Origin of the sequence: Acinetobacter sp. SwsAc6, from assembly GCF_013391565.1 — a bacterium.
Taxonomy (GTDB): domain Bacteria; phylum Pseudomonadota; class Gammaproteobacteria; order Pseudomonadales; family Moraxellaceae; genus Acinetobacter; species Acinetobacter cumulans.
The window spans coordinates 58,433-78,417 of sequence record NZ_JACAXE010000014.1 but is presented as its reverse complement, the minus strand read 5'-3'; the positions used below and the strand labels follow the sequence as shown (position 1 = coordinate 78,417).

The window sequence follows — 19,985 nt, the reverse complement described above, 5'->3', positions numbered from 1 at the left end:
GGGCTCCGTGTATTTAGACGACAGGTGAATATTTAGATTTCATTTCTGAAATCAATTGATCTTTCTCAGTCCAAATTTGATCTACCCATTGCTGGAATTTCTCACGGAATTCGGCATCTTCTTCATAATTACCACCTGCAACCCATGCAGGGATATCAATTTTACGTAAATTTACAGCAATTCTAGGCACCTCGCCCAGCCAAAACTCACCATAACCTGGTACACCATCAGGATAAACAATGGTCATGTCGACCAAAGCATCAATTTGATCACCTAAAATATTCAATGCGAGTGCTAAACCACCTGCTTTAGGCTTAAGTAAATTTGTAAATGTTGATTTTTGTTGCGCGTGTTTTTCCGCCGTAAAGCGTGTTCCTTCGAGGTAATTGAGCAAGGTAAATGGCTGGCTTAAAAGCTGTTCACAAGACTTGCGCGCTTCTTCCATATCACGATGCTTGAGCTCAGGATTTTTAGCAATTTGTTCTTTGCTATGGCGTTTCATCATTGGGAAACCCAAGATTTTAAATGCTTGACCCACGAAAGGAATAAAGATCAGTTCCCATTTGGTAAAGAAACGGGTGAGTGGCATACGTGTTAAGCCAAAATACTGATTTACTGTGGTATCTACCCAGCTTTGATGATTACACATCATCAAATAACGGCCTTGCATATTCAGATCAAGATCATCATCAATCGAGATATCCCATTGAGTGTTAACCAACACATGATCAATGAGCCAGTTATTTACACTCAGCCAACTGTTGGTGATTTTTATATTGGTTTCATCAACCTTTTTTGATTGTTTAAAGAGCTTGGTCAGTCCTAGAGCCAATACAGGTGGCCCGTGGAAAAAAGTACTTCCTGTGATAACCGAACCGACAGTCAGCCCGCGTGTGACTTTTTTTAATGCTGGTTGCTTCTTGCTGTGCGATGACATATAAAAGTCCTAATGGGGAATAGTCTAACGTTTGCCAATTCACACAAATATAGAGCGTGTTTTGAAAATAAAAAAGCACTTCAGAACAACTGTGGAGAAAATTTGACGAAGTTGGCATTATTTTCTTATTTAAATATTACAAATTGTAACTAAACGATTTATTATTAACAAAAAATCAATGGTTACTCGATTTTTTTTACTTCATCATTCCATCCATACAACAAAACACAATCAAGGAGGCATGCGATGCGTGCACTAGCAATTTCAGCAGCAGTAGCAGGGGCTTTGGTACTATCTGGCTGTCAAACAACAGGTAATAATATTGGCGGTATGGAATACGACAAAACTGCTTTGGGTACTTTAATTGGTGCTGCAGCGGGTTACGGTATTTCTAAAGGCAATGCAAACTCTAGTTCTCAAAACAACCGTGCAGCAGCAATTGGTGCGGTACTTGGTGGTGCGACTGGTGTTTATCTTGATAACAAAGAGAAAAAACTACGTCAACAAATGGCGGGTACTGGTGTAGAAGTTAACCGTAATCCAGATGGTTCTGTTGGTTTAGTTATGCCAGGTAGCATTACATTTGATACAAACAAATCAAATATCAAACCTAACTTCTATTCTACTTTGAACAAAGTTGCGCAAACTTTAACTGAAGATAACAAGAGCGGTATCTTAGTTACAGGTTATACAGACAACACAGGTAATGATTCAATCAACATTCCATTGTCTCAAGCACGTGCGCAATCAGTTGCTAGCTACTTAGCGTCTCAAGGTGTTTCTACTTCACGTATTAATACTCAAGGTCAAGGTGCAGCAAACCCAATCGCATCTAACGCTACAGCGGCTGGTCGTGAACAAAACCGTCGTGTAGAAATCAGCATTTATGCAGTTCAATAATTCAGTAAACTCTGAATCTTGAATTAAAAAACCGCCTTCGGGCGGTTTTTTAATTTATACATACATGTTTATACAATTAGATGTTGAAGTGACAGACCATAAAAAAGCACCCTTGGGTGCTTTTAAAATGAATTGAAACTTATTTTTCGCAGAACTTCATAAATGCCTTTAAGCCGGGGCCTTGGTATTTCTGACGATGCACCAGCATAAACAGTGGACGAGTTAAAGACCAAAATGGGGTATCTAAAACGACCAATTGACCTTTTTCACGTAAAGGTTCAATGGCAAGTTTAGAAATACACGACATACCCAAACCGCCAGCGACAATTTTTAAAATCGCTTCATTATGACCTAGGGTAAGGCGAATATTGGCATTCGGTAAGTCTTTTAAAATCGCATTGTCAAAAACTTCCCGTGTGCCTGAACCCTCTTCACGCAATATCCATTCAACAGAATTGAAATCATCTGCGGTTAATGCACGGTTGAGTTGTGCCAAAGGGTGGTTGGGCGCACAGCACACTGCCAATTCGTCATCACGCCAATGGATGCATTGAAGCTGTGGCAAATGACAAGAACCCTCAATTAAAGCCAAATCCAATTGGAATTGATTTACTGCTTCAATCATTTGGCGGGTATTACCCACTTGTAATTGTAAATGCGCTTGTGGCTGAATTTTTAAGAAATCAGCCATTAAATCAGGCATTAAGTAATCACTAATGGTTAAGGTTGCACCCAAGCGCAAATCAATACTTTGTAGTTCACCTTTGGCTGCTTGTTCAAAGGCATCACAGCGACCTAAAATTTCAAGAGCTTGAGGCAGTAAGAAACGCCCTAAATCATTGAGTTGCAGTCGTTTACCCAGACGGTCAAATAAAGGTGCGCCTAGCCCATCTTCCAAATCTGCAAGCGCCATGCTGGCAGCACTTTGTGTTAGCTTGACAGCATCACTGGCTTTGGTCACAGTGCCTTCTTGAGCGACTGCTACAAAAACAGCCAACTGGCGTAATGTCATGCGCATGAATATAGCCTTAACATTTAAAAAATATTAATAAAATATGCTGTCATGCTAACATGAGCACAGTCTTTCACGCCACGTCGAAATCATGTCAATTGAAAAATTTAGCTTAGAAAAGGTTTTATCTGTACATCGTTGGACCAGTACCTTGTTTAGTTTTACCATGACGCGACCAGCTCATTTTAAATTTACAGCAGGGCAGTTTGCGCGTATTGGCTTAAAAGTGGGTGACGAGCTGGTAGTACGTGCTTATTCAGTGGTGTCTTCACCATTTGATGAAACATTAGAATTTTTCTCAATTGTTGTACCAGATGGTGCATTTACTTCAAATTTACAGCATCTTCAAATCGGCGATGAGCTGTATTTAGAAAAAGTCCCTTATGGCTTTTTAACCTTAGCACGCTATCAGTTGCCTGCACCGAAAGACTTATGGTTACTGGGTACAGGGACGGGCTTGGCTCCATTTATCTCCATGCTTCAAGATTTTGAAACATGGTCAAAATACGAAAAAATCAATCTAGTTTATAGTGTACGTACACAGGCTGAATTGGCTTATGCAACACGTATTGCAGAAATTGCTGAAACGTTTGGTGAAGGCCACACGGGCTTTAAATTTATTCCTATTATCACTCGTGACCCAAATGCACGATTGCATGACCGTTTACCAGTATTGATTGCCAATGGCAGCTTAGAGCAAGCAGCCGAGCTCAATTTCGATCCAAATACCACACATGTCATGTTATGCGGTAATCCGCAAATGGTCGAAGATACGAAAGAGGCCCTAAAAGCCCGCGGACTCACTATGAACCGTCGCGGCGAAGGCAATATTGCTGTAGAAAATTATTGGTAATGGCAACTCCCATGCGGGAATGTCTTTTTAATGAGCTTATTTTTAGATGTTCGATTTGCTGGATAGCAAGAGCATTTATACATAGAGTATTAGATGATGATTGATGACGATGATTTTAATTACGATGCACCAGTCACACGTATAGCTGCCCATAAAAATGAAGCGCAACAAGCTGGAAAAATCATCTTAGAAGATGCACAGCAGTATTTGGATACAATGACCGCAGGTGAGCATAGCTTTTTACAGAAACATTTGGCCAAACTTGCACAGGAAGAAGGCTATTTTCAAGTGTTGGCCGAAGCTTTAGATCAGCCTGAGGGAAGTAAAATTGCCAATGACGCATTGAATGTTCTTTATTTCTGGCAACTTGTCAATGATGCCAATGACATTGCGCAATTTGATTTATTGGCTGTTCCAACAGGTGAATTTTTTCAAACTGAACTTTTTAAAGCCCTTGATGATATGCAAGTCGACGTACATCAAGTGCAGCGCCGTAATATTATAGAACAAGCTTTAAAATTGTATGCGCAAGGCATATATGCAGGGTGTATTCCTATGCTTTATGCACAATTAGAAGGTTTGCTCACAGATGTTTTAGTCGCTAAAGGTTTTCTTGAGCAGAAGGACACCAAGTTTCTAGATGTTCATAAAATAGTACCTGGCTTAAAAGGTAATGAAATTAAGAGCCTATGGCATAAGTCAAAAATTGCCTTTGAAATGAATTCATACTTTGCTGAACTAGCAGCCTACAAGATGGACAGTAGCTCAACAGTCACATCAACGCGACACAATATGCTACATGGCACAGAATTAGCACATTTCACACAAGGCCGTAGCTTTGTGCTGTTTCTATGGTTATTTAGTGTGATAAGTTTTATGCGTGGCATAAAGCCTTAAATGCTGTGGAGCACAAATAAAGAAGGTAGCAGATATGCTACCTTTTTAATTATTGAGTTTTGAGTCAATTATTTATCCATATTTTCTACATCAATTTTAAATACATGCCCATCCACAATGGTAATGTTATAGCGAAAATTCTCAATTTCATAAGTATAATCAACCGCCAACGTATTAGGCTTTGTGGCATCTACTAAGGTGTATGACGTCACTTTAATCGGTGATGCTTTCATGCGATTTTGCATGTCCTCAAACTTATCGCCCAGAGTTAAATTTTGATGTTCAGGTGTTTGAATACTATTTGTGGTTTCAGCCCAAGACATGGTTGGAACTGTTAAAAATATACATGTAATTAATGCCCATGTTTTATGCATATTGAGGCTTCCCTAGAAAAAAATTAAAGCAATAAATAAAAAATAAACGTCAAGAAATATACCCAAACTTTTGTTATAAAACACAGTGGTCTTAGGCTTTAACGTATAAGTTTTGTTGTGTAGCTGATCTAAAAGATCATATAAAGATAAGCAAAATGTGCGCCATGCATAATTTTAGCTATTGGAATGTTTAAACGATTGCAATCTTCTGTATTTAAAATAAATACAAGGATGCTTTAACTCGACTGAATACATAATTTGAGTGTCCCAAATCAAAAAGGACAGAGGATAAATAGCGACACTTGGCAGAAAAAAGACCAAATAACCAACTAAAATGCTCGGTTTTATCTAATCTCAAGAATAATCTTATGATTGCAATGCTTAACCTTCGCTCTAATTGTCGTTACACTATGTAGAATTCGCAAATATTTGCTTTGGAGTAATGTTATATGTCGTGGCTTTCTTCGCTTAAATCTGTTTTTTCACCCTCTAAAGAGGTGAACGAAGAAGCTGTGCAAAATGTACTGCAAACCTATATGTTGCCTCATTCTCATCATGCACTGAAAGATCGTATTACCCAAGTGAATGTGGAAGGTGAAATCTTACAACTCACCATTAATACCTTTCCAGAAGAAAAAGAACAACTGCAAAAAATTCATGATGAATTGGCGGATGCATTGGAACAATGCGGTATTAAAGAATTGAACATGCATGTGATTCAGCAAAAAACTGGACATAAAAAAGAAAGTGGTTGTGGCCATCATCATGCTGAAGGTGAAAGTTGCTCAAGCCAGCCCGAAGCTCAAAATACTGCACCAAAGTCAATTTTGCCTCCTGTGCTAGATGCTTCTGCGAGTACGTCTCAGTCTGCACCTGAAGCGGATCCAAATAATCCACCTATCCAAAAAGCAGCACCACAACAACGTGATGTGCCTAAGCATCCACGTATTCAAAATGTGATTTTGGTGTCCTCTGGTAAGGGAGGGGTTGGTAAATCCACCACAACGGTTAACCTTGCCTTAGCATTGCAAAAATTAGGCCTAAAGGTTGGGGTTTTGGATGCTGATATTTATGGCCCTAGTATTCCAACGATGCTGGGTAATGCAGGCCGTACTCCAATGATTGAGTCGGAAAACTTTGTACCGCTAGATGCTTATGGTATGGCTGTACTGTCAATTGGTCACTTAACAGGTGATCATAATACGCCAGTGGCTTGGCGTGGGCCAAAAGCGACGGGTGCATTAATGCAGTTATTTAACCAAACTTTATGGCCAGATTTAGATGTACTGATGATTGATATGCCACCAGGTACAGGCGATATTCAATTGACTTTGGCACAGCGTATTCCTGTAACTGGCGCTGTTATTGTGACGACACCACAAAATGTAGCATTGATGGACGCAACCAAAGGGATTGAATTGTTTAACCGTGTACACATCCCAGTTATGGGTGTGGTTGAAAATATGTCGACGCATATTTGTTCTAACTGTGGTCATGAAGAGCAAATCTTTGGTACAGGTGGAGGAGATAAGCTTTCAGAGCAATACAACATTCCATTGTTAGGCCGTTTACCACTGAATGTGCAGATTCGTGAAAATGCAGATGAGGGCAAACCTTCGGTTATTGCTCAAGATGATGCTGCCGAAAGCTATATGGCTATTGCGGAAAAAATTGCAGCAAAATTGCCTCAAGCTTCGAAAGATAAAAGTCGCATTTTTTAAGCAAAATATCGCAACTCTATTTAAGTGAGTTCTGTTTTAAAAATGATCTAAAGCCTAGTAATTTCTAGGCTTTTTTTATGAGGCTTAATAGTGGAATTTTGATTTTGACTGAGTAGTTTAATAAAATAGAGTGAGTTAAGATTCTGAAATATATTGATTAATGTCTCATTATTGCTGTGTTGCATGATCTTTTACAATATTTTTTTTGCTATCCTCAAAAAACTGATTTAATCTGCGCGCATATAGGCCTGAGCGTACGCTATGATTTCATGGTTTTTTATGGGTTGGGTCATCACCATTTTATTGACACCAGGTCCCACCAATACCTTGTTGGCATCATCAGGTTTACAGGTCGGTGTTAAAAAGTCTTTCCGCTTGATTCCTGCTGAAGCCTTTGGCTATTTGCTGTCTATTAGCTTTTGGGGCTTATTGATTGGGAAAGTGACCGCTTATATTCCCGCACTGCCTCCTATACTGAAGCTGTTTAGTGCAGCATATATGTTGTACTTGGCTATTCGCTTATGGAAAACCGCGAACGCCGTACAAGATCTAGATCAGCCCTGCATTCGCGCTTGGGAGCTTTTTCTCGCAACCTTGTTAAATCCGAAAGCTTTATTGTTCGCATCGGCTATTTTTCCTGCGATTGCTTGGAAAAACTCGATGTATTACACAGCGCACATGCTGGCCTTTTTATTACTTCTGATTCCGATTGCATTTTTTTGGACATTTATTGGCTCCATGTTGGCATCCAATAAATTCCGTTGGCTGAATCAATATACGATGCAACGAACGGCATCGGTTGTACTGATGGGCTTTACCTGTCAGTTGAGTTATCTGACTCTTGCTAGTTTATAAAGGTAACTTAAATTTGCTGAGCATCAGTCAATTGGTATTCAGCAAAATTGATATATTTTCATTGTAAGGGTTTTCAGTTAAAGTACCATGCAATAATTGATGTACAGTATTTTGGATAGTAACAATGGCAATTAAGTCTGATCGTTGGATTCGCGAAATGAGCGAAAAACACGGCATGATTGAACCGTATGCAGAAAATCAGGTCCGTTTAGATGAAAATGGTGAAAAACTGATTTCTTACGGCGTTTCAAGCTATGGTTATGACGTGCGTTGCGCGCGTGAATTTAAAGTTTTCACCAATGTTCATTCTGCAATTGTCGATCCTAAGAATTTTGATGACAAAAGCTTTATCGATATTGAATCGGATGTCTGCATCATTCCTCCGAACTCATTTGCACTTGCACGTACAGTAGAATATTTCCGTATTCCACGTAATGTATTGACTGTATGCTTAGGTAAATCGACCTATGCACGTTGCGGTATTATTGTGAACGTGACACCACTTGAGCCTGAGTGGGAAGGTCATGTGACTTTAGAATTCTCAAATACAACAAATTTACCAGCACGCATTTATGCAGGTGAAGGCGTTGCGCAAATGCTGTTCTTTGAATCTGATGAAGTATGTGAAACATCATATAAAGATCGTGGGGGTAAATACCAAGGTCAAACAGGTGTAACATTACCTAAGGCTTAAATGAAATTTAAAGCATTAAAAAAGCAGGCAACAAAGCCTGCTTTTTTTGTGATTCATTCATCGGAAATTGAGGTGATTTAGCGAGTTTGTTTTGCATTTGTATAATAATTACGCATAATAAAAAGTTAATATAGCTTGGTATAGAACCCATCACAGGATGAGATGGACAAAAAAATTGGTGCCAAGTAAAGCAAAAAATATAAGAAAGATGCGGTGCATCTGATAAGAAAGGAAGGTCACGATGACTCAATTAAATCAAGCATTCCGGTTCCGCCAGAGCTGTTTAGTTGCAGCAGTTAGTATGTTGCTTGCACCGTCTGTTTATGCACTTCAAGATTTGCCAGATGAAGCATTGTCAAAGACGACAGGTGAGGGCGTTGCTTTGCTCCCTGAAAACTTCAAGTTTGTTTTTCAGGGGCCAAATGATCTTTCTACAGCTTCAAGTTATAACAAGACACCGGCTGTCACCAATCCAGAAAAATATGATACAGGTTTTATTCGGATTATCCCGCGTGGGGGTAATTATGAACAGTTATTCGAACAAAGCCGCCAAGCAGTCTATGATAATGCCTACTTTCAAAACTATACGGCAAAAGTGACAGGTTATTATCAGACCTATTACACTGATGTTTATAATGCTGAATACAAAAATGTATATAACAATACAGCCACAAGAGCCGCTGTCCTTCAGAATTTCACTACGACCTATAAAGCAACTTTTGAAAGCCAAAAAGTAGAAGAATTTGCTGCACAGCAGTATTATATTGATAGATATAATACGTTATATCAAGATAAGTACGACAGTTATAATTGGTGTTTTCATACCAGTAGTTTAGTTTGTAAGAATAAAGAAGAAACACAAGCTTGGGCTTATGACGAAGTCCGTAAGGAAATTCGCAACGATAAAGCAGCTGATATTCAAACTTATGCAAATGCACAGCTTGCACAAAAAACTGATCAGGAAATGGATTTACGTGCAATCCGTTCTGCAAAAGCCAAAGCACAGGAAAGTTACACTTCTAAAGAGTTAACCTTAAGAACCTCTGCTGTTGCGGCAGCAAATACTGCTTTAAACACGACCGATCATGTGGCGGCACTCAAAGCATCTAGAAGTAAAGCCGATATCTTTATTTATGGTTTAGCCTTGTCTAAAAGTAATGGCAATATGAACCAGCGTTTTAGTAATCAAGGTATTAATTGGGGCACTGCTGAAAATCCTTGGTTATTCCGTTCAGGTACAGCCAAAGACATACAACAATATAATGCACAAAATAAAGCCGATATTGCTTATATTGCATTAGAAGCACCATTAGCACAGGTGGGCGGAAATGCTACAGAAGATAAGATAAAATTGGGTTTCTGGACGGATATTTTCTCACGTACATTAGATTCAAGCAATAAAGTCAATCAATTGACTGGTGCACCAGCTGATGGTTTGGATAAAGACTATCGATTACGTGCACAGTTTGTTGCCAATGGCCTGAGCATTGATGGTTCACAAGTACGTTTGTTCCAAACTCAGCCGTCTACAATTACGCAGCAAAGTCAAACACTTGGTATGGCAAGTATATTGCGTTTAAATACCAATGATGACCCATCAAAATTAACCATTAACGATACCAATCTAGATGCAAAAGGCATTCGTATTAGTACGGCGGCGAAGTCTGATACAGACGATGGCACAGCAAGTACACCTGCTTTAGATGGAAGTTTTGCACCTTTATTTAATGATAAAGAAGGTTTGTATTTATATAGTACAAACATTAACTTGGTACTAGGTAATATGTATCAGCCATTTATTATTGGTTCGGAAGGCAATAACATTATTTTGGAATTAACAAGAATTCCAAATGTACCCGAGATATATACCAAAATTTATAGCTATTATGCTGATACAGACGCGAATAATACACTTATTAAAAAAGATACGAACGGTGCACCACAGTTAAAAGGTGTGGATGGAGTGTATCGTACGCTCATGGGCTCTACATGTAATGTTGCAAGTTGTGGTACCAATACCTCGCAAATTACTGCGAATGGTACAACCAAAGACTATCAAGGGACGAATGCGACACACAGTAGTATTGCAATTGGTAGTGTTACACGTGATACCAGCACCAATATGTTAAAGGCGAATCGTGATCAAGCATCGACAGGTATTGTATTTAAAAATGCAGCAGGTACTGCGATCAATTTAGGTTCAGCAGCCATTGATGGCGTGCTCATTCAGCATTTAAAAATCAAAACAACTGGGCTATAAGGATGCAAGCTATGTTGAAGAAATCTTATCTCGCAGTTGTATTACTTGTGTCAGCAACTGCGCATGCAGGACTTACAGGCTTAGATGCCCAAGAGTTACAAGAGGTACGCGGTCAAGGCGGCGCTGATTTTAATTGGACATTGTCTTTAAACCATCGATATGCCAATGATTTAAGCAAAAAAGATATTTCATTGCATGACTTACAAACAGGTCAGGTTGCTAGTATTGATGATGCATACTATACCTATAGTTGCCAAAATAATGTGCAATGCCGTTTAGCGATTTCTCCAAATAACCATACAGAGAAAGGTAATCAGAAGTGGTTGGTTTTTAAACAAATCCAAGGCACCATTCAGGTTGAGAAATTCTCTTTAGAGGGCACCACGATTATTAATAAAAATGGTGACCCGCAAACAGCCATGAAATTGTCTTTTTTTGATGATAAGCCTTTAAAAATTCGTAACTTAGGATTTAATAATCTCTCAATTGAAGCAGATGAAGGTGATCAAAAGGGTTATTTAAAAACAACAACTTATGGTCAATATCAAGCATATACAATCGATAGTACAGGAAAGAAAACCACTTTTGCTACGGATATTCCTGCTTTTGATAAGGATACAGAAACAGGATTTATGGGTCTAAATATGCATGGCAATTTGCACATGACTGGAGACCTAAAAATATTCAGCTATAACTGTACAGGAGCTACGGGCGCACGCTGTTAAAGTATTAATTGAATAAGGACGTTGAGATGAACAAAATAATAAAATTAAATCTCCTCACAGCTTGTATATGTATTGCCAACCAAAGCTATGCGCTTGAGGCACTAAGTGACCAGACACTTAGCCATGTTACAGGACAGGATGGGATCTCGATTACACAAGAGGTTTCTCGTGTAGAGGTCAAACAAGCAAACTGGATTGACTATTCAGAAGCTGGAACCAAGCCTATTAAATTAGGCTTGCATGATGTGGTGATTACGCCAACTCAAGGCAATACCAATATTGTGAGTAAAGTAAACCTCGATGTAGGTACGACTCAATTGGCTTCCAATGCTAAAGGTACAGGTATCCAGTTAAGAGCAAGTGTTTCACCATTTACGGCAGTTGCATCTAAAATTATGCTGGTGTGTGCGCCCAACTGTGCCACAAATGAAAGTGATCAAAACTTAGGAAGTTTGACCTTTTCAACCATTTCACCACTTGAAGTTTATTTGGCAACAACCAATGGCTTATTTAATCGTAATGATAAAGCTCACTTAGAGTTGAAGTTGCAAAATGCCAGTATCTCTTATGGTCAAAATGGACAAAACGTCACACTCAAAGATTTCAACTTCAATCTGACCGCTGATGGTTATATGTACATTGATCCCAAAGATGGCATTGTACTTACCACAAAATCTGCTGATGGAAAGTCGGATAATTTTGTCCAACTTGTACGTGCTGAAGATAAAAGCAAAAATGTAGATGCGAGCCGTACGGGCACAGCAACCAAGCCGGGCGTAAATATTGATGTACGTTATGGTAAAGATGGCGAACAGGGTAATGTTATTCGTTTAGGTGCTTCGGGTGCCTTAACCAATGGCCGTATTATGCTGAATGCAAATCAGAGTGGTGTTGCAAACTTTAATACTGTAAATAAGGGATTAGAAAAATCTAATACTGCAGCGACAGGATATGGTTTTGCACAAGCAGGTGGTTTGCATATGGCAATGTCTGCTGATTTTACGCGAGCAGATAGTGGTCAGACTACAGTTTCTGGTCGAACGCCAACAACATTTGAGCTCGGCCATACAGGTACGGGTAGTTATGCGATTGAGTTTTCGAACTTAACACGTCTTAATGTACGTAATTCAAGTGTAGTAGGAACACCAGTTAGCACGCAAAATGCGTATATTGATTTTGGCGATATTTACATTAATACCATAAGAACCAATTCTTTGGGCTTTATGATTAATGATCAAATTAAATCTATACTCAGTGCCAGTAGTAATGAGCTGATATATAACCCTTCGCCAAGTGCAAATCCACAAACGATGGCATTGATTGCTGTTCGTGGTATGGATTTTCAAGCGATTGCTCGTACAGCGCGATTTATTTCTGACAATAGTTTGCCAGTCAATAATGCAAATTCTGGGACTTGGGGCTTAGGTTTACCAATTTATAACCTGAATGCCAACTTAGGAATTTTTGCAAAACAATATGTGAACAAAGCAGGGGCGACAAAATCTGGTTTGGGTTATGACCTTGCTATGTCTACAGATGGTTATCGTTATGACAGCGTAACTGGAAATGCATATACCACTTCCATTTTGGTTTTAGATGGTGAAAAGCGAACCTTAAAAGACAGTAATGGCGTAATTTTGAAGGATGCGAGTGGTAATGCGCTTAAAGGAGAAGAGGTCAATTATTATGCGGGGTTGCGTAATATTGATTCTTACATCAAAGCCAATGGCGTGATTGGCTTTGAAGATAAAGAGATTTACGTTAAAGCCGATAGTTTATTAATTGCAGCCAAAGCCGAGATTGCAATTGGTCAATTACCAGGATCGCTATATAACTGTTCTGGGGCCTGTGGTACTAAAATTGTCCCAATTGATAATTTTGGTCGCAAAGATGATGTACTTGCATCGATTGCTTTTAAACTGGATGGGCAAGGTGAGTTATTTATTATTCCAGGTTTAGAAACAACAGACGGGACACCGGATACAAACTTCTTATCTTTACAAGCAAATTTTCAATTTAAACCATTAACAGATAAGAATGACCGCGGTAGTTACATCAGTTTAATTAATGAAGATGTAAAAGCTGATGGTACTGTGGCAAATGAATCGAGTATTAACCTAAATCGCCTACAGGGTGATCTTGGTTTAGAAACGCGTATTCATATGCAAAAAGACAGCGTGGTTTTGGATAACCAAGTTAAATTTAATCGCTTGTCTACAAAGACAGACACCATTACAAATGGTGCTAAAGTGTTTACAGCTGAACTGGCAATTGCACCTGCAGGGGCAATGCAAAAAATCGCAGATATAGCAATTCCAGGTGGGGTAATGCGCAGTTCAATGGGTATTACACCACGATAATTATAGTTTTACAGGGAATGACAATAATGAAAAAAATATTAGTGGCGACGATCGTCAGTAGTTTGTGGGTTTCAGGGAATGCAACTTCATTTCAAGCGCTATCGGATTCAGAATTATCTTCGGTTGATGGTCAAGCTTTACTGAATTTTTCGAAAGATAATTATACTTATACCAATGCCAACAGTGAAAAAGTTGAATTCTTCAAACTTGGCTTGGGCGCAGAGATGGAGCTAAACACCAATATTAAATCGCTACAATTAGGCTGTGGTGGTGATAAGGGTGCTGGTAAATGTGATATTGATATTTCAAACCTTTCTATTAGTGGTATGCCTTCAAGTTTTGATGCCAATGGTGTGCCAGTTTATGATTCCAATGGTCGTGCGAGCACCAGTGCAAAAATCACCAACCCATTTATTGAATTTGCAATTAAAAATGGGGGGAAAGCATCCACACGTGAAGTCGTTGGCTTTCGTTTAGGTGCTGATGCCATTAGTGGGCTGTTGACGGCAGGTACTGACAATACAGTAAACCCCTCAGATGGTATTCAGTCTTTTTCAGGTTATATGAAAATGGCAGCCACCACAGGTGATGTAAATACCAAGCAGAGTACCTTTGGTGATTCAAAAACTGAAGAAATTAAAGGGAACCTTACAGCCAGTATCTTAGGTTTGGAATTTCCTCGTGAATTTAAAAGTGATTCAACAGCTGCAGACAACAAGGGTGTAACAGTTCCAAGTATTAATGTGAAATTTAATATGCCAGAAACCGTCGTTTCAGGTTCGCGTTTATCTGTTGCGAATGTATCAGGTATTACAGCAAGCATTAAATCTATTCCTTTAGCAGCCAATTCAAGCATGACGCAAGCGCAAAAAGATTTGTTTGCTAATGATCAGTTGTTGGTAACTTTTGATCCGATTCTAGGTTTGGCTAAAAAAGCAATTTTCAAAATGGGGGAAGGCTCAGATATTCAAAACCTCAATATGGAAATTGCATTTAATCAGTCTTTAAGTATGGTACATAATATTCCATTATCTGGTACAGGAGGGTATTTGTCCTTACAAAGTGAGACTTTGAAGTGGGCAGGTACTGAGGTGCAAGATACAGCCCAAAAAGGCTGGTGGATGTCCTTTAAAGACCCAATTCAGTTGGGCTATTTACAAGCTAAAGATCAAGTGGATATCTCGGCAGTACTACCTCAGGTGGCTAATTTAGTTTCGGACTTTTTATTAGATGAAAATAACCGAATTACAACAGGTACAGGAGAATCATTGGGTACCCTATTTAATACTCCTGTAGTGAAACTTTTAAATATTGATTTGGGTAATTATACGCAAGCGAAGCCAGCAACTATTGCTTTAAACTCGCAAATATTGCAAAACCAAACGGTTGTGTCGAACTGCTTTGGTGGTCTGAAGTTCTGTTAATCGGTGATCATAAAAAACCCGCATTAAGCGGGTTTTTTATTTAGAAAAAATTATTTAGCAATCTTAGCTAATAATTCTTCTTTAGTGATATTTACAGATTCAGCATCACGGCGACCTTTATATTCAAAAGTACCCGCATCCAAACCTTTTTCACCAATCACAATACGGTGTGGAATACCTGTGATTTCTAAGTCAGAGAATTTCACACCTGGACGTTCGTCACGGTCGTCTAGAATCACGTCATAACCTGCAGCTTGAAGTTCTGCATAAAGCGCTTCAGCAGCTTCAACAGTACGAGGTGATTTATGTGCATTCATTGGTACGATCGCAACTTCAAATGGCGCAATCGCTGCAGGCCAAATAATGCCTTTGTCATCAAAGTTTTGTTCAATGGCAGATGCAACAACACGGGTAACACCAATACCATAACAACCCATTGTTACAACTAATGGCTTACCATCTTTACCTAATACTTTACAGCCAAGTGCTTCAGAGTATTTTTGGCCCAATTGGAAGATGTGACCAACTTCAATACCACGTTTAATTTGCAGTGTACCTTTGCCATCTGGAGATGGATCACCTTCAACCACATTACGTAAATCATAAACTTCAGTGAATTGGGCATCACGCTCCCAGTTCACTCCAACTGCGTGTTGATCAACAATGTTTGCACCTGCCACAAAGTCAGATAATACAGAGGCTGCGCGGTCTACAATTACAGTAAGGCCTTTTTCAACCAAACCTTGTGGACCACAGAAGCCAGCTGTTAAACCGTATTGCGCCAGCTGTTCTTCAGTTGCAAATGTTAATGGTGATGCAATTAAAGGATGTTTTTCAGCTTTAATTTCATTCAGCTCGTGGTCGCCACGCAAGAATAATGCAACAACAGGAACTGCTTTGCCTTCTTCTGCTACGCCCTGAACAAGTAAAGCTTTAACTGATTGAGCTGGATCTGATTTTAAGAAAGCAGATACATCTTCAATGGTTTTTTGATCTGGCGTTGCGACCAATTCAAATGCTTTGTTTGGTGCAGCACGCTCACCAACCAATACAGCTTCAGCCATTTCTACGTTGGCTGCATAGTCTGATTCAGTCGAGAATGCGATATCGTCTTCACCGCTAGATGCAAGCACATGGAATTCGTGTGAACCTGAACCACCGATTGAACCCGTATCTGCTTGTACTGGGCGGAAGTTTAAGCCCAGACGTGTAAAGATACGGCAATATGCGTTATACATATTGTCATAGGTTTCTTGCAGTGACTCTTGGTCAACGTGGAAAGAGTAAGCATCTTTCATAACGAATTCACGTGAGCGCATTACACCAAAACGTGGACGAATTTCATCACGGAATTTAGTTTGAACTTGGTAGAAGTTTGCAGGCAATTGCTTGTAGCTTTTGAGTTCATTACGCGCAAGGTCTGTAATCACTTCTTCGTGTGTAGGCCCAAGTACGAAATCATTGGTATGGCGGTCTTTAAAGCGAAGTAGTTCAGGACCATATTGTACATAACGACCAGATTCTTCCCAAAGTGAAGCGGGTTGTGTGACTGGCATTAAGACTTGAAGAGAGCCTGCACGATCCATTTCTTCACGAACAATCGCTTCTACTTTATTTAATACGCGAACGCCTGTAGGCAACCAAGTGTATAAACCAGAAGCTAACTTACGGATCATCCCCGCACGAAGCATCAATTGATGAGAAATAACTTCCGCATCGTTTGGAGTTTCTCTTAACGTTGCAAATAAAAAGCGGCTTGCGCGCATGAACGGTGTCCTAAAAAGATTAAGCGTTAAAGCTGAGATTATACAATAAAAAATGAGGTGTACATTTTTCAAGTCACCTCATTGTGTTGGGTAAAATTATGACATGATTTTTTTAAATTGGCGCATCATAAAGATTTTAAAGTCATCTAAATAGGTGAAGATAACGGGAACCACGACCAATGTTAGGAGGGTAGAGGTAATTACACCACCAATCACGGCATGTGCCATAGGTGCACTTTGTTCGCCACCTTCACCTAAGCCGAGGGCTAAAGGGACCATACCCATGACCATTGCACTGGTCGTCATTAAAATTGGGCGCAGTCGAGTTTTACCTGCAGCAATAATTGCATCATAACGTGAAGTGCCTTCATCCATAGCTTTCTTAATGAAGTCGATTAGTAGAATCGCATTTTTGGTGACCAGCCCCATCAACATAATAATGCCAATGATGGAGAATAAGTTCATGGTCGATTTAAATAAAAATAATGCTAAAAATACACCAATTAACGATAGCGGTAGTGAAGCCATAATCGCTGCTGGATGAATAAAACTATTAAATTGTGAGCCCAGCACAATGTAGATAAAGACAATCGATAAAGTAATAGCTGTAATGGCATAACCTGCTGATTCAGCCATATCTTTATTGGCACCTTGGGTTGCAAAGCGATAGCCCGGTGGCAAGTCAAATTGATCTTCTACTTTTTTAATGTCTGCACCAATGTCACCCGCAGGTCGGCCCGCTGTATTGGCTTGTACCAAGACCTCACGTGCTAAATCACGGCGGTTAATTTGTGAGGCCCCTAAGGTTTCTTCAAAACTAGCCACTGAAGAAAGTGGTACAAGTACGGGTAAACCAGTGGCATCGGTTTTTTGCGAAGTGATATACATATTTTGTAAGTCAGTTGGCAAGCGACGAGTATTTTCGGCTAAGCGCACATTGACATCGTAGGTTTCGCCTTTCGGATCTTTCCAAGTGGTGATGTTGTCACCTGCAATCAATGGACGGACCACATTAGCGATTTGATTCACTGATAAGCCTAAGTCACTGGCCACTACACGATTAATATGTACACCCAAAGTTGGTTTTGGTTCTTTTAATGAGCTTTCTAAATCGACAATGCCATCAATTTTTGCCACTTCATGCATAAAGCGATCGGAAATTTTTTGAAGTTCATCAAGGTCGGGCCCTTTGATGGAAATCATCACAGGTTTTTGCCCGCCAGACACGGTTTCATCCGCGGAAGCCACAGAAGTAATGGTAATGCCTGCAACACTTTGCAATCGTTGGCGGAATTCATTGTTGAGCTGGGTGAGCGTTTGTTTGCGTTCAGTGCGTGGTGTAACACCTACACGAATACTAATATGGTTTTTACCACGATCTGTAACGCTATTGATTGATCCATAGGTTGAACGAACTTCTGGATGTTCACGAATAATGGCATCGACCTGTTTTAATTTGGCTTGTGAATATTGCAAGCTGGCATCTACAGGCGTTTCAAATTTAATGCGAATTTCGCCTTTATCAGGTACAGGTACAAATTCTGTCCCAATCATTTTAGATAATGCCAAGGCACCAAATAGTGACGCAACAGCAACTAAAATGGTTACAAAACGGAATCTCAAGGCAAGTTTGAGGAGCTTTTCATAATGATGGCTCAAGTTATCTAATTTGCTTGAAATCCAGTTGAAAAAGCGCTGTAGGGCATTGGGCTTTTGATTTGGATTATGCTTTTCGGCCCAATGCGCGGAAAGCATCGGGTCTAATGTGAAGCTGACAAACATTGAAATCAGTACAGCTGTACTTACAGTCACACCAAATTGATAAAAGAAGCGACCAATAATCCCGCCCATGAAAGCCACTGGTAAAAACACAGCGACAATCGTCAGTGTGGTCGCTAATACGGCCAAACCAATTTCTTTGGTACCATCTAATGCAGCAGTCACATGGTCTTTGCCCATATCAGCATGACGCACAATATTTTCCCGAACCACAATCGCATCATCAATCAATAGACCAATACTGAGTGATAAAGCCAGTAAGGTCATCATGTTGATGGTGAAGCCGAAGGCCCAAATAAAGGTTAAGGTGCCAAGTAATGCAATAGGTAAAGTCAGACCTGTAATGGCTGTAGAGCGGAATGAGCCTAAAAACAGTAAGACAATAAAGATGGCTAAAATAGCACCTTCTACAATTGTGCGCGCGACATCTTTAATACTGCCACGAATCCCTTTGGAAGAATCAACAACAATCTCAGCTGTTGTGCCTTCTGGCAATTGGGTTTTAATACGTTCTAATGTTTTACGAGTATTATCCACGACCTGAATAACATTCGAGTCAGAGCTTCTTAAAATATCAATAGCCACGGCAGCTTTACCATTTAGGAAAGCGCTGGATTCCATTTCCGCTTGGCTATCTTCAATTTTGGCGACTTGCTTTAAAAAAATGGGCGCGCCATTTTTATTGGCAATCACCAAGTCACCAAAAGACTGCGGGTGGATCACACGCGATTTAATTTCGACGACAAGTTCAGAGGTGGCTTGATCGAGCGTACCGCCAGGTACTTCAATGTTTTCATTTTTTAAGGTATTCAAAACCTTATCAATACCAATACCAAAACTTTGCAGTTTTTGAGGCTCAATTTGAATACGGATTTGGCGTTGTGAGTCACCCAACAGGTTAACAGTCCCCACACCACTGACTGTTCTGAGCTGCGGTACGATACGTTGATCTAAATACGAGCTTAGATCACGCAGAGGCATATTTTTAGATTCAAATACAATCGACATGACCGCACTAGCCGTCGGGTCATAGCGTTCTACAATGGGGTCATCAATTTCATCACGAAATTGAGCACTGACGGGTGCAATTTTGTCGCGAATATCTTGCGCTGCAACAGAGGAGGGCACATCTAAATTAAATTCAACGATAATTGTTGATAACCCTTCACTAGATTTAGAAATAACCTGTTTTAAACCAGAGATGGTGTTGATCTGATCTTCCATTTTCTTGGTAATTTCAGATTCGACCGACTCTGGAGATGCGCCAGGATAGTTGGTATAGACCACCACGAAAGGAAAGTCGACATCTGGAAACTCTTCGACGCCCATGCGTTGCCATGATGCGAGCCCTAAGACCATCAGACAGAACATCATCATAATGGTGAATACAGGGTATTTGACACTAATTCGGGTGAACCACATAACCGC

At 39.8% G+C, this 19,985-nt stretch carries 15 protein-coding genes; 10 read left to right on the top strand and 5 right to left on the bottom strand.

Annotation, left to right across the window (positions count from 1 at the left end; genetic code table 11):
- Window positions 1–13 precede the first annotated feature (13 nt).
- Window positions 14–937, bottom strand: coding sequence for an acyltransferase (locus tag HYG93_RS10935; protein WP_106985087.1), 924 nt, complete (start codon window positions 935–937; stop codon window positions 14–16).
- A gap of 246 nt (window positions 938–1,183) precedes the next feature.
- Here HYG93_RS10935 and HYG93_RS10930 point away from each other — a divergent pair, with 246 nt between their 5' ends.
- Complete coding sequence (locus HYG93_RS10930; protein ID WP_106985086.1) at window positions 1,184–1,837, top strand: OmpA family protein; 654 nt, start codon at window positions 1,184–1,186, stop codon at window positions 1,835–1,837.
- A gap of 139 nt (window positions 1,838–1,976) precedes the next feature.
- Here HYG93_RS10930 and gigC read toward each other — a convergent pair whose 3' ends face one another.
- The gene (gene gigC, locus HYG93_RS10925; RefSeq protein WP_106985085.1) at window positions 1,977–2,855 is read right to left on the bottom strand and encodes a LysR family transcriptional regulator GigC; all 879 of its coding nucleotides are present in this window, start codon (window positions 2,853–2,855) and stop codon (window positions 1,977–1,979) included.
- 85 nt (window positions 2,856–2,940) lie between these two features.
- Here gigC and HYG93_RS10920 point away from each other — a divergent pair, with 85 nt between their 5' ends.
- Both HYG93_RS10920 and HYG93_RS10915 read left to right on the top strand, forming a co-directional pair.
- Complete coding sequence (locus HYG93_RS10920; protein WP_106985084.1) at window positions 2,941–3,702, top strand: ferredoxin--NADP reductase; 762 nt, start codon at window positions 2,941–2,943, stop codon at window positions 3,700–3,702.
- A 96-nt stretch (window positions 3,703–3,798) separates the two neighbouring features.
- The gene (locus HYG93_RS10915) at window positions 3,799–4,599 is read left to right on the top strand and encodes a hypothetical protein (protein ID WP_120364561.1); all 801 of its coding nucleotides are present in this window, start codon (window positions 3,799–3,801) and stop codon (window positions 4,597–4,599) included.
- 68 nt (window positions 4,600–4,667) lie between these two features.
- Here HYG93_RS10915 and HYG93_RS10910 read toward each other — a convergent pair whose 3' ends face one another.
- On the bottom strand, window positions 4,668–4,973 hold the full coding sequence (locus HYG93_RS10910) for a hypothetical protein (protein ID WP_106985083.1): 306 nt from the start codon (window positions 4,971–4,973) through the stop codon (window positions 4,668–4,670).
- Window positions 4,974–5,422: 449 nt separating this feature from the next.
- On the opposite strand from HYG93_RS10910, the gene apbC reads away from it, so the two are divergent.
- The 7 genes from apbC (at window position 5,423) to HYG93_RS10875 (ending at window position 15,012) form a co-directional block, all read left to right on the top strand.
- A complete protein-coding gene (gene apbC, locus HYG93_RS10905) occupies window positions 5,423–6,694 on the top strand; it encodes an iron-sulfur cluster carrier protein ApbC (protein WP_120364538.1) in 1,272 nt (423 codons plus the stop codon).
- 261 nt (window positions 6,695–6,955) lie between these two features.
- Window positions 6,956–7,549: a LysE family translocator gene (locus tag HYG93_RS10900; protein ID WP_120364539.1), complete on the top strand. Its 594-nt coding sequence runs from the start codon at window positions 6,956–6,958 to the stop codon at window positions 7,547–7,549.
- A 124-nt stretch (window positions 7,550–7,673) separates the two neighbouring features.
- Window positions 7,674–8,243, top strand: a complete 570-nt coding sequence (dcd, locus tag HYG93_RS10895) for a dCTP deaminase (protein WP_067730924.1) — start codon at window positions 7,674–7,676, stop codon at window positions 8,241–8,243.
- A gap of 241 nt (window positions 8,244–8,484) precedes the next feature.
- Window positions 8,485–10,503: a hypothetical protein gene (locus HYG93_RS10890; RefSeq protein WP_120364540.1), complete on the top strand. Its 2,019-nt coding sequence runs from the start codon at window positions 8,485–8,487 to the stop codon at window positions 10,501–10,503.
- A gap of 11 nt (window positions 10,504–10,514) precedes the next feature.
- On the top strand, window positions 10,515–11,228 hold the full coding sequence (locus tag HYG93_RS10885; RefSeq protein WP_106985106.1) for a hypothetical protein: 714 nt from the start codon (window positions 10,515–10,517) through the stop codon (window positions 11,226–11,228).
- 26 nt (window positions 11,229–11,254) lie between these two features.
- Window positions 11,255–13,588: a DUF6160 family protein gene (locus tag HYG93_RS10880; protein WP_117007627.1), complete on the top strand. Its 2,334-nt coding sequence runs from the start codon at window positions 11,255–11,257 to the stop codon at window positions 13,586–13,588.
- A 26-nt stretch (window positions 13,589–13,614) separates the two neighbouring features.
- Entirely contained in the window at window positions 13,615–15,012 is a 1,398-nt protein-coding gene (locus tag HYG93_RS10875; RefSeq protein ID WP_106985078.1) for a hypothetical protein, read from the top strand.
- A 50-nt stretch (window positions 15,013–15,062) separates the two neighbouring features.
- Here HYG93_RS10875 and HYG93_RS10870 read toward each other — a convergent pair whose 3' ends face one another.
- Complete coding sequence (locus HYG93_RS10870; RefSeq protein ID WP_106985077.1) at window positions 15,063–16,778, bottom strand: proline--tRNA ligase; 1,716 nt, start codon at window positions 16,776–16,778, stop codon at window positions 15,063–15,065.
- Between the two features lie 96 nt (window positions 16,779–16,874).
- Window positions 16,875–19,979 carry an efflux RND transporter permease subunit gene (locus tag HYG93_RS10865; RefSeq protein WP_120365646.1) on the bottom strand — a complete coding sequence of 1,035 codons (3,105 nt, stop codon included), beginning with the start codon at window positions 19,977–19,979 and terminating at the stop codon, window positions 16,875–16,877.
- Window positions 19,980–19,985 lie beyond the last annotated feature (6 nt).

Excerpts from the sequence above, each read along its gene's own strand:
- HYG93_RS10875 (WP_106985078.1), top strand. The coding sequence starts at position 13,615 with ATGAAAAAAATATTAGTGGCGACGATCGTCAGTAGTTTGTGGGTTTCA.
- HYG93_RS10865 (WP_120365646.1), bottom strand. The coding sequence starts at position 19,979 with ATGTGGTTCACCCGAATTAGTGTCAAATACCCTGTATTCACCATTATG.
- apbC (WP_120364538.1), top strand. The coding sequence starts at position 5,423 with ATGTCGTGGCTTTCTTCGCTTAAATCTGTTTTTTCACCCTCTAAAGAG.
- HYG93_RS10880 (WP_117007627.1), top strand. The coding sequence starts at position 11,255 with ATGAACAAAATAATAAAATTAAATCTCCTCACAGCTTGTATATGTATT.
- HYG93_RS10915 (WP_120364561.1), top strand. The coding sequence starts at position 3,799 with ATGATTGATGACGATGATTTTAATTACGATGCACCAGTCACACGTATA.
- HYG93_RS10930 (WP_106985086.1), top strand. The coding sequence starts at position 1,184 with ATGCGTGCACTAGCAATTTCAGCAGCAGTAGCAGGGGCTTTGGTACTA.
- HYG93_RS10935 (WP_106985087.1), bottom strand. The coding sequence starts at position 937 with ATGTCATCGCACAGCAAGAAGCAACCAGCATTAAAAAAAGTCACACGC.
- gigC (WP_106985085.1), bottom strand. The coding sequence starts at position 2,855 with ATGCGCATGACATTACGCCAGTTGGCTGTTTTTGTAGCAGTCGCTCAA.
- HYG93_RS10885 (WP_106985106.1), top strand. The coding sequence starts at position 10,515 with ATGTTGAAGAAATCTTATCTCGCAGTTGTATTACTTGTGTCAGCAACT.
- HYG93_RS10910 (WP_106985083.1), bottom strand. The coding sequence starts at position 4,973 with ATGCATAAAACATGGGCATTAATTACATGTATATTTTTAACAGTTCCA.
- HYG93_RS10890 (WP_120364540.1), top strand. The coding sequence starts at position 8,485 with ATGACTCAATTAAATCAAGCATTCCGGTTCCGCCAGAGCTGTTTAGTT.
- dcd (WP_067730924.1), top strand. The coding sequence starts at position 7,674 with ATGGCAATTAAGTCTGATCGTTGGATTCGCGAAATGAGCGAAAAACAC.
- HYG93_RS10870 (WP_106985077.1), bottom strand. The coding sequence starts at position 16,778 with ATGCGCGCAAGCCGCTTTTTATTTGCAACGTTAAGAGAAACTCCAAAC.
- HYG93_RS10900 (WP_120364539.1), top strand. The coding sequence starts at position 6,956 with ATGATTTCATGGTTTTTTATGGGTTGGGTCATCACCATTTTATTGACA.
- HYG93_RS10920 (WP_106985084.1), top strand. The coding sequence starts at position 2,941 with ATGTCAATTGAAAAATTTAGCTTAGAAAAGGTTTTATCTGTACATCGT.